The organism is Brevibacillus sp. FIR094, from assembly GCF_050477165.1.
In the GTDB taxonomy this organism is placed as follows: Bacteria; Bacillota; Bacilli; order Brevibacillales; family Brevibacillaceae; genus Brevibacillus.
Genome location: NZ_JBEAES010000010.1, coordinates 52,990 through 67,651, shown reverse-complemented (window position 1 = coordinate 67,651; position 14,662 = coordinate 52,990). Strand labels below are relative to the sequence as shown.

Annotated in this window: 12 protein-coding genes; 10 read left to right on the top strand and 2 right to left on the bottom strand. The window is 48.0% G+C overall.

Annotation, left to right across the window (positions count from 1 at the left end; translation table 11 throughout):
• Positions 1-233: 233 nt before the first annotated feature.
• From ACQ5DJ_RS10800 to ACQ5DJ_RS10790, 3 genes are all read left to right on the top strand, one after another.
• Positions 234-1,718 carry a lytic polysaccharide monooxygenase gene (locus ACQ5DJ_RS10800; protein WP_429842470.1) on the top strand — a complete coding sequence of 495 codons (1,485 nt, stop codon included), beginning with the start codon at positions 234-236 and terminating at the stop codon, positions 1,716-1,718.
• 135 nt (positions 1,719-1,853) lie between these two features.
• The gene (locus ACQ5DJ_RS10795; protein ID WP_429842469.1) at positions 1,854-3,209 is read left to right on the top strand and encodes an MATE family efflux transporter; all 1,356 of its coding nucleotides are present in this window, start codon (positions 1,854-1,856) and stop codon (positions 3,207-3,209) included.
• 155 nt (positions 3,210-3,364) lie between these two features.
• On the top strand, positions 3,365-4,060 hold the full coding sequence (locus tag ACQ5DJ_RS10790; protein WP_429842468.1) for an MgtC/SapB family protein: 696 nt from the start codon (positions 3,365-3,367) through the stop codon (positions 4,058-4,060).
• A gap of 83 nt (positions 4,061-4,143) precedes the next feature.
• Here ACQ5DJ_RS10790 and ACQ5DJ_RS10785 read toward each other — a convergent pair whose 3' ends face one another.
• Positions 4,144-4,410, bottom strand: a complete 267-nt coding sequence (locus tag ACQ5DJ_RS10785) for a hypothetical protein (RefSeq protein ID WP_429842467.1) — start codon at positions 4,408-4,410, stop codon at positions 4,144-4,146.
• A 175-nt stretch (positions 4,411-4,585) separates the two neighbouring features.
• Here ACQ5DJ_RS10785 and fumC point away from each other — a divergent pair, with 175 nt between their 5' ends.
• Positions 4,586-5,974, top strand: coding sequence for a class II fumarate hydratase (gene fumC / locus ACQ5DJ_RS10780; protein WP_429842466.1), 1,389 nt, complete (start codon positions 4,586-4,588; stop codon positions 5,972-5,974).
• Positions 5,975-6,037: 63 nt separating this feature from the next.
• Here the strand turns inward: fumC and ACQ5DJ_RS10775 are convergent, their stop codons facing one another.
• A complete protein-coding gene (locus ACQ5DJ_RS10775) occupies positions 6,038-6,805 on the bottom strand; it encodes an SDR family oxidoreductase (protein ID WP_429842465.1) in 768 nt (255 codons plus the stop codon).
• A gap of 199 nt (positions 6,806-7,004) precedes the next feature.
• On the opposite strand from ACQ5DJ_RS10775, the gene ACQ5DJ_RS10770 reads away from it, so the two are divergent.
• From ACQ5DJ_RS10770 to ACQ5DJ_RS10745, 6 genes are all read left to right on the top strand, one after another.
• On the top strand, positions 7,005-7,694 hold the full coding sequence (locus ACQ5DJ_RS10770; protein ID WP_429842464.1) for a response regulator transcription factor: 690 nt from the start codon (positions 7,005-7,007) through the stop codon (positions 7,692-7,694).
• Positions 7,684-8,793, top strand: coding sequence for a sensor histidine kinase (locus ACQ5DJ_RS10765; protein WP_429842463.1), 1,110 nt, complete (start codon positions 7,684-7,686; stop codon positions 8,791-8,793). Before ACQ5DJ_RS10770 ends, ACQ5DJ_RS10765 begins: the two co-directional genes overlap by 11 nt.
• A 115-nt stretch (positions 8,794-8,908) precedes the next feature.
• Positions 8,909-9,751, top strand: a complete 843-nt coding sequence (locus ACQ5DJ_RS10760) for a D-alanyl-D-alanine carboxypeptidase family protein (RefSeq protein ID WP_429842462.1) — start codon at positions 8,909-8,911, stop codon at positions 9,749-9,751.
• Positions 9,744-10,289 (top strand): VanZ family protein, encoded by a 546-nt coding sequence (locus ACQ5DJ_RS10755; RefSeq protein ID WP_429842461.1) that lies wholly within the window; start codon positions 9,744-9,746, stop codon positions 10,287-10,289. The genes ACQ5DJ_RS10760 and ACQ5DJ_RS10755 overlap by 8 nt, the downstream gene beginning before the upstream one ends.
• A 395-nt stretch (positions 10,290-10,684) precedes the next feature.
• Positions 10,685-12,460, top strand: a complete 1,776-nt coding sequence (gene recQ, locus ACQ5DJ_RS10750; RefSeq protein WP_429842460.1) for a DNA helicase RecQ — start codon at positions 10,685-10,687, stop codon at positions 12,458-12,460.
• A 199-nt stretch (positions 12,461-12,659) separates the two neighbouring features.
• On the top strand, positions 12,660-14,603 hold the full coding sequence (locus ACQ5DJ_RS10745; protein WP_429842562.1) for a bifunctional metallophosphatase/5'-nucleotidase: 1,944 nt from the start codon (positions 12,660-12,662) through the stop codon (positions 14,601-14,603).
• Positions 14,604-14,662 lie beyond the last annotated feature (59 nt).

The window sequence follows — 14,662 nt, the reverse complement described above, 5'->3', positions numbered from 1 at the left end:
AAGTTGCTTGCTGAAAAGAAAGTTTTCGGCAAGCAACTTTTTTGATCTAATAGTCCCAAAAGTAGCATATAAATTTTCATGCATAGGTATACATTCCTGAATCATCTCCCTATTTTCTGACTGGAATTCAGGTATTTGGTAGGTTTTGGTTTAGGTATTCAGAATCTGGGAGACTGGAAAAATTTTCTGTAACATGGTATTCGATCCTAATCCAGGAAAGAGGAGATAAATAAATGGATAACGTAGGGTTGAGAAACACACTGTTCAGTAAAGGGCTGTCGCTTTTGTTCATGCTGGCTATGATGCTGGTGGCGGGCGCAGCGACTCTCGTGTTTGCTGAGAAAGCTTCGGCACACGGGTACATCGAATCACCAGCGAGTCGCTCTTACTTGTGTAAGACGGGGCAAAACACAGGCTGCGGTCAAATTCAGTATGAACCGCAAAGCGTGGAAGGCATTGGTTCGTTCCCGCAATCTGGTCCTGCCGATGGTGAATTTACCGGTGCAGGCCGCTATCCTGAGCTTTACACACAAACAGCAGATCGCTGGACCAAGATTACCTTGCAGGGTGGACAAAATGCGTTTACTTGGAATCTGACAGCCCCGCATAGTACAGCGGAGTGGAAATATTACATCACGAAAAAAGATTGGAATCCAAATAAGCCACTTTCCCGAGCTGATCTGGAACTGTTCTGCTCGTTCCAGGACGGAGGGAAAAGACCGCCATTCACAGTAACGCATTCGTGCAATGTACCGACAGATCGTAGCGGTTACCACATTATTTTGGGTGTTTGGGAAATTGCCGATACGGGCATGGCCTTTTACCAGGCGATTGACGTGAATCTGATTAACAATGGAACAGGTATCGTAGAAAAGCCTACTGTTCCAGGCAACGTGACTTCCGTATCGCAAACAGCTACAAGCATTGAGCTTGCCTGGACAAAATCCGTGGCAACTGAGGGAATCAAGCAGTACGACGTATATCGCGATGGCAAATTAATCGCATCTACCAAAGAAACCGCATACACGGACAAAGATTTGACGCCTGCTACGGCTTATAGCTATACCGTTGTGGCAGTTGATGGTAAAGGGAAAGAGTCTAACGCTAGCAAAGCACTAACTGTTCGCACAAAAGCAGAAGATATCGTGGATACAGAAGCACCGACTGCACCAGCAGGAATCATGACTCACCATCCGACAGAGACAGAAATCGACCTCATGTGGAGTCCTTCCCGAGACAATGTTGGTGTGGTGAAATACGAGGTGTACCGTGATGGTTCCCGCGTAGGGACAGTCGCGCAGCCTTCCTTTGTTGATAAAGGATTAACGGCAGGAACATCTTATACGTATACAGTCAAGGCAGTTGATGCCGCAGGAAATGTTTCCGAAGAGAGCGCACCTTTTGCTGCAAGCACAAAGGAGAAAAAGCCTGAAGTACCAGGTGAAATCGCCGAGTGGGATTCCTCAACTGTGTATGTACAGGGCGACCGCGTCTTGTATGATGGACTGGAATTCGTAGCAAAATGGTGGGTAACTGGAGAAAAGCCAGACCATTCCGATGCGTGGAAGCTGGTGAGCAATGTCGTACTGTCGTGGGATTCCGGCAAAGCGTATGATGGCGGAGCGCAAGTGAACTACGGAGACAAGGTTTATGAGGCAAAATGGTGGACCAAAGGCGAAGAGCCAGGAAAAGCCGATGTGTGGAAGTTGGCTGAATAATGTTGTAAAGCCCAGGTGATCTGCCTGGGCTTTGTTTGTGTAAGTGCAGCTACTATTTTGCCGATTCCTACTTGTTTTGATATACTTATCATTTGAACGATAAGCCCATCTTATAAGGTTAGAAGGATATGAAAAATGAATGAAACCTATTCGCTAAAAGAAAAATGGCGACAGTTTTTGGCTGTTTTGCTTCCGATCTTGATATCACAACTAGCGCTGTTTTCGATGACGTTCGCCGATACCATCATGTCTGGACATGCTAGTCCGACAGATTTGGCGGGGGTAGCGATTGGGGCTAGTCTATGGACACCTGTTCAAGCGGGATTGACGGGGATTCTGATGGCTGTCATGCCGATGGTTGCACAGATGGTTGGGGCTGGGAAACAAAATCAGGTGCCTTACACAGTTATGCAGGCCCTGTATTTGAGTGTGGGGATTGCGGTCGGTGTCATCATCGTCGGTGGTTTGGTGCTTGATCCGATCCTGAACTGGATGCAATTGGAGCCTGAGGTGCGTACGATTGCTCGCGGCTTCCTGCATGCAATCGCTATTGGAATTATTCCGATGTTTCTTTATACGGTTTTCCGTTGCTTTATCGACGCATTAGGACAGACGCGGGTAACGATGTTCATTACCCTGCTTTCGTTGCCGATTAACGTCTTTTTAAACTACGCTCTTATCTTTGGTAACTTTGGTTTGCCTCGACTGGGTGGAATCGGTGCCGGGCTTGCATCTGGCATCACATACTGGTGTATTTTGCTGATTACTCTGTTTGTCTTGAATCGCGTACACCCATTTGTTGAGTTCGGTTTGTTCTCCCATTTTCACCGGATCTCGATGAAAGCATGGAAAGAGCTACTGAAGCTGGGGCTTCCCATCGGATTTTCGATCTTTTGCGAGGTTAGCATTTTTGCGGCCGTCACTTTGTTCATGAGTGAATACAGCACGATTACGATTGCTGCGCATCAGGCGGCGATGAACTTCGCATCCTTCCTGTACATGGTACCATTGAGCATATCCATGGCATTGACGATTGTCGTCGGCTTTGAGGTCGGAGCCAAAAGGTTCCGGGACGCGAAGCAGTACAGTTATTTGGGAATAGGTATCGCTCTTGGTATCGCCCTTTTGTTCGGAATCAGCTTGCTGATGTTTAGTGAGCAGGTAGCTGGTTTTTACACGACCGACATCGAGGTGTTGGAACTTGCCCAGCATTTCTTGATGTACTCGATCCTCTTCCTGATCTCTGATGCCGTCGCAGCACCTATTCAAGGGGTACTGCGCGGGTACAAGGATGTGACCGTTACCTTTATCGTTGCGCTGATATCTTATTGGGTGATTGGCTTGCCTTTGGGATACATTTTGGCGAAATTCACTTCGCTTGCAGCATTCGGATACTGGATTGGTCTGATTACGGGATTGGCTGCTGGTGCCATCTTCCTTTTTGGACGTCTGCTGTCGTTACAGAAACGCATGATTCGCAGCCATTCATAAGGAAACAGAAAAGCGGAAAATCCCTAATGTGGGGGTTTTCCGCTTTTTGCATGAAGAATGAAAGCCCCGTTTACACTAGGTGAAAGACCAGATATACTTCTTATCATAGACGATGGAAGATAACCTGACATCAAAGCAGATGGGGGGAGAGACTTATGTCACTCTCAGTATTCACGACGTATGATTTTTTGCTAAAATTAGGAGTTGCACTATTTCTAGGCTTGATGATTGGTATGGATCGGCAGCTCAAACACAAGCCGCTGGGTGTAAAAACCAGCATGGTTATTTCGGTTGCGAGCTGTCTCATTACGATTGTCTCGATTGAATCTGTGCATCGGTTCTCCTTGCCCGGACACACGAATATGGACCCGCTGCGCTTGGCTGCTCAAATTGTGAGCGGTGTAGGTTTCCTTGGGGCTGGTGTTATTCTACGCCGGAGTAATGATGTCATTTCGGGCTTGACCACGGCATCGATGGTCTGGGCGGCTTCTGGTCTTGGGATTGCAGTAGGAGCAGGATTTTATTTTGAGGCAGTGACTGCGACGATCCTCATTATTTTGGCGATTAATTTGTTCCCGCTCCTTCTTCGCTTGATTGGTCCAGAATCGCTCAGACAAAGAGATTTGTCGATCAAGATTGTGGTCGAAAGCGGGGGCGATTTGGATTTGGTGTTCAAGCAGATTAAGCACCTCGATCTACAAGTGAAACGGGTGAAGGTCAAAGACTTGGACAATAGTCTGCAAAAGCTGGAAATGATGATTACGGCATCGGAAAACACGTATACAACGGATATTTACAGTCTACTGAAAGCGGTAGATCATGTCGTTTCTGTTGAAGTAGAAAGCAGATAAAAAAGGAATACTAGAAGACGGAGGCCATGTGTGGCTTTCGTCTTTTTTAGTTGCTATCGTGAGGGAAGAAGCGCATTTCCAGTCTACGCTTCGGCCTCCGCCCTGCTGAGGGTGTAGACTGTCCGCTCCGAAAAAAATGGCGGGAGCGCTTCAAACGTAGATGTTTCGAAGAAGTTTTCCATAAGTGAAGCTGAAATTCCCCGCCATTTTTTCCTGCGCTGGGTCGGGCTCCAGAGGCGCTTGGACTGGAAATGCGCTTCTTCTACACGGCTTTTGTTTACTTTCTTGATAGTGAAATCATGAAGCCCCCTGAACCACTTCCAAAACGGTTTAAAAGCTCCTACTAACACACAAGTGCTTCCCCCGACCACAACTATTTGAGGAAAACAATATTTTTGGTTTTTCCCGAAAAAACACTTCATCCCTTGATAATAATAATGAAAATCATTATCATTTAAATAAAGAAGAACTGCTTCATTTCCTTTTTGACATAAGTAATACGTTCGATATTGAGGAGGATGCGAGATGGAATTCAGAATTGAAAAGGACACGATTGGAGAAATCAAGGTTCCGGCAGATAAGCTGTGGGGCGCCCAAACACAACGCAGCTTCCAAAACTTTGAAATCGGCGATGAAAAAATGCCACTCCCACTGATTCGCATGTTTGCCATCCTGAAAAAAAGCGCTGCTCTGGCGAATCAAAAGCTGGGCAAGCTCGACAATGAAAAGGCAGAAGCGATTGTGGCGGCAGCAGATGAAGTGATCCAAGGAAAATGGGATGAGCATTTCCCGTTGGTTGTCTGGCAAACTGGCAGCGGCACGCAATCCAACATGAACGTCAACGAAGTCATTGCTCATCGCGCGAACCAATTGCTGCAAGAGAAGGGCAGCTCAGCTCGCATTCACGCCAACGATGATGTGAATAAATCGCAGAGCTCCAATGATACATTCCCGACAGCGATGCACATGGCTGGGCTGGTCGCTATCGAGGAGCAAGTACTGCCTGCACTCCAGCTGTTAAAGGCAACGTTGAAAGAAAAAAGCGAAGCCTATATGGATATCATCAAAATCGGTCGTACGCATTTGCAGGACGCGACTCCGCTGACGCTGGGCCAAGAATTCAGCGGTTGGGTACGCATGCTGGAAAAATCGGAAAAGATGGTCAAGGAGAGCAATGAGTACCTCCGTGAGCTGGCGATTGGCGGTACAGCGGTAGGAACGGGCATCAATGCGCATCCACGCTTCGGTGAAATGGTCGCAGCAGAAATCAGCAAGGAAACCAACCACCAATTCGTGACCGCAGAAAACAAGTTCCACGCGCTGACCAGCCATGACGAGCTCGTTCATGTACATGGTGCCATGAAAGCACTGGCTGCGGATCTGATGAAAATCGCTAATGACGTGAGATGGCTGGCGAGCGGCCCACGTTGCGGAATCGGTGAACTTATCATTCCGGCGAACGAGCCAGGTAGCTCCATCATGCCAGGGAAGGTGAATCCGACCCAAAGTGAAGCGATGACGATGGTTGTATGCCAAGTGATGGGTAACGATGCTGCCATTGGCTTTGCTGCAAGCCAGGGGAACTTCGAGCTGAACGTGTTTAAGCCAGTGATCATCTACAATTTCCTGCAATCTGCAAGATTGTTGGCAGACGCGATGAAGTCCTTCAACGACAATTGCGCAGTAGGCATCGAGCCTGATCTGACAGTGATCAAAGAAAATCTGAACAACTCGCTGATGCTGGTGACGGCACTGAACCCGCATATCGGCTATGAAAATGCGGCAGCCGTAGCGAAGCTGGCTCACAAAGAAGGCATCACACTCAAGGAAGCGGCGATCAAGAGCAATTTGCTGACCGAAGAGCAGTTCGATCAAGTCGTGCGCCCTGAACAAATGATTCATCCAAAAGAATAGGATCTTCATAAACAAAACCGATGGTCCCATGTTTGTGGCCATCGGTTATTTTTTTGAGAACCATTACAGATGTGAACCACCACTTGCATCAATCAATTGACCAGTTACCCAACGGCTGTCCGAGGAAGCGAGAAAAGCGGCGATATCCGCTACATCATCAGGCTCTCCCCATCTGTTGAAGGTGGAAAGTCCAGCGGCATACTTTTGCCCATCCGGATTATTTTGCAACGTGCCAGCATTCATCTCTGTGTTAATGATACCCGGTAAGATCGCATTTACCGTAATATGACGGCTCCCCAGTTGTTTAGCCAGAGCTAGTGTCAGCGTGTTAACTGCCCCCTTCGAGATACTGTAAGTGAACACGCTTGGGGAAGCTGCACGAGTCACAAAGGATGAGAGATTGATGATACGGCCTTCCTCTCTTAAGCGGGGCAAAGCTTGTTGGATCATAAAAAACGGTGCTTTGACATTGAGGTTCATGACCTCGTCAAACGATTCCTCGGTAGCCTCTTCCAACGTTAAGATTTGCCCGATCCCAGCGTTGTTTACGAGAATGTCAAAATGATGATCTCCTGTACGTTTCTGAAGTGCTTCGTCCAATGTCGCATAGAAATCGCGAATGCCATCAAGGGTGCGCAAGTCCGTACCGATTGCGAATGCTTGGCCTCCCGTTCGTTCAATCTCCTGTACGACTGCTTCTGCTTCTTCTTGTCGTCTTCCATAGTGTACGACGACCAATGCACCGTCCTGTGCCAGACGTAATGCGATGCCACGACCAATCCCACGGCTTGCTCCGGTTACCAATGCAATTTTCCCTTTCAAATTACTCATGGTTTCATCTCCCTTGATTGAAATTCAAGTTAGTTATAACACAAGGGGATGTTTGAAATATTGCTCTCTCATTCGCTCGGTTGGTCTCGTGAACGGAATGGCGATAATGTTAGAGAACAATCACTTGCTTTACCTTTTCTTTAACAATTCTTGTTATAGTGATGCTATCCATATCTACCATGCACGAGTTCGGAGGTGTTTGTCCGTGAGGATTTTGATTGTAGATGACGACAAAGAGATTGTAGAGCTGATGGCGATCTATTTGAGCAACGAAGGGTATGAGATCGAAAAGGCTTTTGACGGTCTGGAAGCGATGGAGAGGCTGGAGCAGAAGCCCATCGATCTCGTCATTCTGGATGTAATGATGCCCAATCTGGATGGGCTGGAAGTTACCAAGCGAATACGAAAAAACTCGACCATCCCCATTCTGATGGCGAGTGCCAAAACGAATGATATGGACAAAATTCTGGGCTTGATGACGGGTGCAGATGATTATGTGGCGAAGCCGTTTAATCCGTTGGAAATGATTGCGCGGGTCAAGTCTCTCCTCCGACGGTCGAACTACACGCAGGCAAGCAAACAGGATCATGTGATTGAGGTGGGGCCGTTAATTATCGACAAGCAAAGTCACTTCGTTCAGACAAAAGAAGGCACCCCGATCAAGCTGACGGCATTGGAATTTTCCGTCCTGCATCTTCTGGCAAGTCATCCGAATCGAGTTTTCAGCTCGGAAGAAATTTTTGACCGTTGCTGGAAAATGGAGAATTTCGTTTCCTACAAGACGGTAATGGTTCACATCAGCAACCTGCGAGAAAAGCTGGAGAAGGCGACCAATGGCGAAAAGGTGATACAGACGGTCTGGGGGGTCGGCTATAAAATTGAAGCTTAGAGCCAAGGATTTTATCCGCATCCTGTTCGATTTGCTACTTGGCCTCTTGATTATCTACGCTGTTTTTCAGATGGCTGATTTTTTTGCCAACAACTATTTGTACACCATCCCGGAAATCAGAGAGTTCATCTGGAAGTTGCGGATCAATTTCGATATCAACTCCTTCAAAATCCCAATTATTTTGTTGGCAACCGGTATGTTTGCGGCGTGGTCGGTCGTTCGTATCCGCAAGTACCTGGAACAAAAGCAGATGGAGCAAATCATAAACGAACTGCATTTCATTGCAAAAGGCAATTATCATCACCAGATTTCTATTCGTCCGAACGGCAGCTTGGGCCAAGTCGTCGATAGCATCCATGCTCTGGTCAAAAGCGCCTTGGATGCGATGGAAGAGGAGCGGCGGCTGGAACAATCGAAGGATGAGCTGATCACCAACGTTTCCCATGATCTGCGAACACCGTTGACCTCCATCATTGGCTACCTGGGACTGATTGAGCAGAACAAATACAAGGATGAAGAGAAGCTCAAGCATTACGCCCATATCGCTTACGAGAAGGCCAAGCAGATGAATGTGCTCGTCAATGATTTATTTGAGTACACGAAGGTCCGCAATCGCGGGGCGTATTTAAACCGAACAGAGTTTGACTTGGTAGAGCTGGTTGAGCAAGTATCGGTAGGCTTTCGACTCGTAGCGAATGAGGCAGGGCTGCGTTTAGTCGTAGATACGCCTGATCAAAAAATTGAAATGGCAGGAGATACAGACAAGCTCGTTCGGGTTCTGGAAAACCTTATTTCCAACGCCGTGAAATATGGACGCGATGGTACGGAAATTGTCATTCGCGTTTTCCAGCAAGGAGAAGGTATCGCGATTTCTGTCGCCAATAACGGAGCGCCGATCCCGGCTGAATATGTGCCGAACTTGTTTGAACGCTTTTTTCGGGTGGAGGCCTCACGTTCGAAAGAGACAGGAGGCTCGGGTCTCGGTCTCGCTATCGCCAAAAGCATCATCGACTTGCACGAAGGCAGCATTTCCGTCGAAAGCACAAAGGAATGGACGACCTTCACGGTTTGGCTCCCACATACAATTTCAAGCCTTTGAGAAAAGCTTTACTTTTTCTTTACCTTTCGTTTCCGTTTAATTTAATCGAAAAGTCTATCCTGACTGCATGAAGGTTACAGCCTTTGTTTTTGCAGGTGTTAGGAGGGCTTTTTTTATGAGGAAAACAACATGGGCTGTGCTCATGCTGACCATATTCGTCGGATTGACGCTTTTGCGCGATTCAGACTCAGTAGATGCAGATTGGAAATTCCAAGGACCCATTACGCTAACGGAAAAAACATACGAGAAGGTCGATGCACAGGCAGCGATTCTGTTGGATAGCCAGACAGGAGAAATCATGTACGCACAAAATGCGGATACGCCTTACCCGGTAGCAAGCATGTCAATAATGATGACCGAATATATGCTCCTCGAAGCCATTAAGGAAGAGCGAGTCGATTGGGACGACAAGATCGTCGTATCGGAGAATGCGGCTGCAGCTGGGGGAGCACGGGTCCATCTTGTCGCAGGAGAAGCCTATCCGATAAAAGACTTGTATAAAGCGTTTGCGATTGACTCTGCAAACAATGCAGCGGTGGCAATCGGCGAGTATTTGGCAGGCAGTACATCTGCTTTTGCGGAACAAATGAATTTGAAGGCAGCCGAGCTGAATCTGAGGTCCTCCTCGTTTGTGAATGCGACCGGATTGGATACTGGATATGGGCGAAATGAAATGACGGCTCGCGATGTAGGAATGCTCGCGTACCACTTGCTCAACGACTTCCCCGATATTGTCAAATGGACGGGCGAGTTATCCAATGGGGAAAACACTAATTGGAGTGTCGCAGGGCTAGATGGGCTCAAAACGGGTTATACCAATGCTGCGGGGTATTCCTTCACGGCAACAGCGAAGCAGGGGGACAAGCGGCTCATTTCCGTCGTGATGGGCGCTGAAGAAGATGCCACTCGTTTTACAGAGACAAAAAAACTGATGGAGAGAGGGTTTGACAATGGATAACGTGCAAAAAATGGAGAGACCAACAGAGCTGCTTGCTATTGCTGGATATGCAGTGTTTGCCCTTTATTTGTTTCTCGTCGTGAAGATACTGCTGTTTAAATTCGGCAGTTTGGATACCAGCTTATTATTAGATCAGTGGAAAATCATTTGGAGCGATCCGTCTGTGATTGTGGAGCGGTTGCGTTACCGAAGTAATTTGGTGCCGTTTCATGAAATCGAGAACTATGTCAAAGGGATTCGGTATTACCAAAGCTGGCATAGTGCCGTGAACTTCGTAGGCAACGTGATCGCCTTCATGCCGCTAGGCTTCCTGCTGCCGCTCCTGTTTCCGAAAAAAGCCGGTTCAATGTTCCGAGTCACCCTGCTATCCCTGATGCTTAGTCTCGGTGTGGAGCTGACACAACTCGTGATGGATGTAGGAACGTTTGATGTCGATGATTTACTCCTGAATACAGCAGGCGGGATGATCGGATATATCGTGTACTTTTTCATTTGGCTTCTACAGAAAAAGCGGCTCATCTTGTCCGTCTCTTCATAGGCTACTTATAAGGCACCCATGTGGTGCTTTTTTGCTATTTTTGAAAAGGTGTGGATGACCGACAAAGCCGGTGAGAAGAAAAAGCACAGGACTCGCAGACCTTGACAACGCTTGCCCAGTCGGAACTTCAAAAAGGGGACCACGCTTGTCGAACACTTCTTCCTCGAGAACCTTCCGCCCGTAGGGTGGCTTTGGCTCGACGGTCCCCTTTTTGAAGTGTAGACGGACAGTGAATCCCCCACGCTGGCGTGTCAGAGTCGAAGAGAACTGTGCTTTTTCTTCTCCTCCACAATGTTGACTCAAACAAAGCACTCCCCCTTGTTTTGTCCCGATGCCTATGTTTACACTAATAGAAAACCATTGAAAATTCATGTCGAAAGAGAAGGTGATTCTCTTTGTTAGATAAAGCGCAAGAGATTTTACGAAAATACTTTGGCTACGAATCATTTCGGGAAGGCCAGAAAAAAATCATCACGAGCCTGTTGGCCGGACATGACACCGTAGGCATCATGCCAACAGGAGGCGGGAAATCGATCTGCTATCAAGTTCCAGCGATGCTCCAAGAAGGAGTAACCATCGTGATTTCCCCACTCATCTCGCTGATGAAGGATCAGGTCGACGTGCTGGTCAGCATGGGCATTCCGGCCACCCAAATTAACAGCTCACTGGATTATAGCGAGGTTCGCGATCGACTGCGTATGGCGGCGCGGGGAGAGTACAAGCTGTTGTATATCGCCCCAGAGCGATTGGAATCCGAAGTATTCCAAAACCTGATTCAGGATGTACCGATCTCGTTTGTGGCAGTGGACGAAGCGCATTGCGTCTCGCAGTGGGGGCACGATTTCCGTCCGAGCTATTTGGCGATTCCGCGTTTTCTTCAATCCTTGCCACAGCGCCCGATCGTCGCAGCCTTGACGGCGACAGCGACTCCAGAGGTAACCGAGGACATCAAGCGGCAGCTAGAATTAAAGGACGAGCGCCTTTTTATCACAGGGTTTGGCAGAGACAATCTCATCTTGTCTGTACGCAAGGGGGAGAACCGTCGAGAATTCATCCAGGCGTACTTGCGGGCGAATAAGCAGCAGGCGGGAATTATTTATGCGGCAACGAGAAAAGACGTGGACGCCTTGCATGCAGATTTGGACAAGCGTGGTTTTGCTGTGACCAAATACCATGCAGGACTGACGGAGGAGGAGCGTGCGGCCAACCAGGAAGCATTCCTGTACGATGATGTCCGGACGATGGTCGCGACCAACGCATTTGGGATGGGCATCGACAAGTCCAATGTGCGCTACGTCATTCATTACAACATGCCGAAAAACCTGGAGGCGTATTACCAAGAAGCAGGCCGTGCGGGACGCGATGGGGAGCCAAGTGAGTGTATCCTACTGTTTCAGCCACAGGATATCCAGACGCAAACGTTTTTCATCGAGCAGAATCAAGTGCTGGACGAGCGCAAGGAGTTGGAGTACAAAAAGCTGTACGCAATGATCGACTATTGCCGGACGCCGCGCTGCTTGCAGCAAAACATCGTGCAATACTTCGGTGAAACAGATGCTGCCGTGTGCGGACGCTGTGGAAACTGCACGGATGAGACAGAGCTGTCCGATATTACACTTGAAGCGCAGAAGATTTTCTCCTGCGTAAAACGTATGAGAGAGCGCTTCGGTGCGGCACTCGTCGCGCAGGTATTGAAAGGCTCCAAGAACAAGAAGGTCACCCAGTTTTCTTTCGATCAGCTGCCTACGTACGGTCTGATGAAGGAATACAAAGAAAAAGAAATCGCAGACTTGATCCAGCTCCTCATTGCCGAAGGATATTTGCAAGTAACGGAGAGCCAATATCCAATCGTCAAGCTGGGGGAGCGGGCATTGCCTGTTCTGCGGGGCGAAGAGCGCGTCGTGCAAAAAATCTCGATACGTCCTGTGAAACTGACAGAGGATGACGAGTTGTTCGAGCACCTACGGGCGTTGCGCAAGGAAATCTCGACGAGACAAAAAGTACCGCCATACGTGATCTTCCCAGACAGTACCTTGAAGGAAATGAGCAGTGTTTGCCCGACTGACAAGCAGGCCATGCTCAAGATCAAAGGAGTAGGCGAGGCGAAATTTGAGAAGTACGGAGAACTCTTCCTGGAGTGTTTGCAGAACTATGCAGCGATCAAGTCGTGACATTTACGTCACGGCTTTTTTTGCTATTTTTCTGTTCATATGCCTGCTATAGTTAGAGAGCAACCCAGAATTTTCATACATAATAGAATAGGAGGACAATAAGAGCAATACCATCGAGGGGCACTGACAGATTAAGAGAGACAGAGGGGAAAACATGAAAAAACTAGCGAAGGGCTTATTAAGTGTAGCACTTACAACTATGGTGCTAGGTAGTGCGATGATGGGGATCGCCGCACCGGTAAAAGCCGCAGAAACACCAACCAAAATTACGCTACTGGGTACATCTGACATTCACGGACGATTCATGCCGTGGGATTATGCTTTGGATGGCCCGAATCAAAATGGCAGCATGACGCAGCTGTTCACGATGATTAAAGAGATTCGTAAAGAAAATCCGAACACGGTGTTGCTGGACGCAGGCGATTCGATCCAAGACAACTCGGCAGAGCTGTTCAACGACCAACCGCAGTCTCCTATCATGGTCGCGATGAACGAAATGAGCTATGACGCATGGGCTTTTGGCAATCATGAATTTAATTTTGGGCTCGATGTATTGGACAAGGTTAGCAGCCAATACAAAGGCTCTGTTTTGGCAGGGAACATTTACAAAGAAAATGGCGAGCGTTTCTTGCCAGCATACACGATCATTGAACGCGCAGGTGTAAAAATTGGCGTCATTGGGATGAACACGCCGATGATTACCGATTTCGAAAAAGGAACCGATCATCTGGATGGCCTCGTGATCAAGAACCCGGTAGAAGAAACCAAGAAAGCCGTAAAAGAGTTGGAAGGCAAAGTAGACGTCATGATCGGTCTCATGCACATGGGCATCGAGAATGAAAACGGAATTCCGGGTACGGGTGTAGCAGATATCGCGAATGCCGTTCCAGAACTGACCGCGATTTTTGCTGGGCACATGCACAAGCTTGTGAAAAAGGAAGAGATCAACGGCGTCCTGATTTCCGAGCCAGACAAATATGCTACTCATATCTCCCGCATTGACCTGACTTTTGAAAAGAAAGACGGCAAGCTCGTGCTGACTGACAAGGAAGCGACAGCGCTCCCTGTAAAAGGCGCAGATGGCACACCAGCGGTATCCGATGCAGCGCTGGAGACCAAGCTCAAGCCTTTCCATGAGTTCGCACGTGCAGATGCTAACATCGTCGTAGCAGAGCTCAAAGGCATGAATCTGGTATCAAAAAATGAAATCGAGGGCATCCCGACGGTCCAAATTCAGGAGACGCCACTCTCTGACTTTTTCCATGAAGTGATGCTCTACTACAGTAAGGCAGATGTGGTTGCTCACCAGATCGATAACGACAAAGCCAAGCTGGATGTCGGTCCAATCAAGAAAAAGGATATCGCCTACAACTACCAATACGCGGGTGGCGAGATTACCGTTTATAAAGTAACCGGAAAAGACTTGAAGGACTATATGGAGTGGGCTGTGGGCTACTTCAATTCCACGCGCCCTGGTGACGTGACAGTAAGCTTTGATCCAAAACGCCGCGCATCCAAATACAGCACCAACGATTTCTTCGGTGGCGTGAAATACGAAATCGAACTGACGAAGCCATATGGCAGCCGCATCACGAACCTGCGCAAGCTCGATGAGACTCCGATCAAGGCGGAAGATACAGTGAAGCTCGGAATGAACTCATACCGGATGGAAGCTTTGCAGGCAAAAGGTGGCGCGTTGGAAGGACGCAAGTTCGAACAACTGTGGTCTTCCAAAGACAATAAGGCGTTTGGTGAGACAGGTGGAACAATCCGCAACCGTGCAATTGCGTACCTGAAAGAAGTGAAAAAGGGCGTTTACGAGCCTAAAGTACAAAACAACTGGAAGATTACAGGTGTGGATACCACTGCACCTGAACGCAAGGACGTCGTAGAGCTGATCAATGCAGGCATTCTGAGCGTTCCGAAAACGGCAGATGGCAAATACACCAATATCGCTTCCATCAACATCAAGGACGCGGTAACCAAAGAAGAAATCACCGAGCTGTCTGCAAAAGCAAAAATCGATGCAGCGAAGTTCGCGACTCTCAAAACAAAAGGTGAATTTTATCATCAGCTGAACGAAGCGAGAAAGGCTGCGGAAAAGTCGGTCACACCACCAACCAAAACGCAGCAAAAGAAATAACAGAGATGAATGCAAGAAAGCCGTGACGCTAGTAGTCACGGCTTTTTCTTTTCGATGAC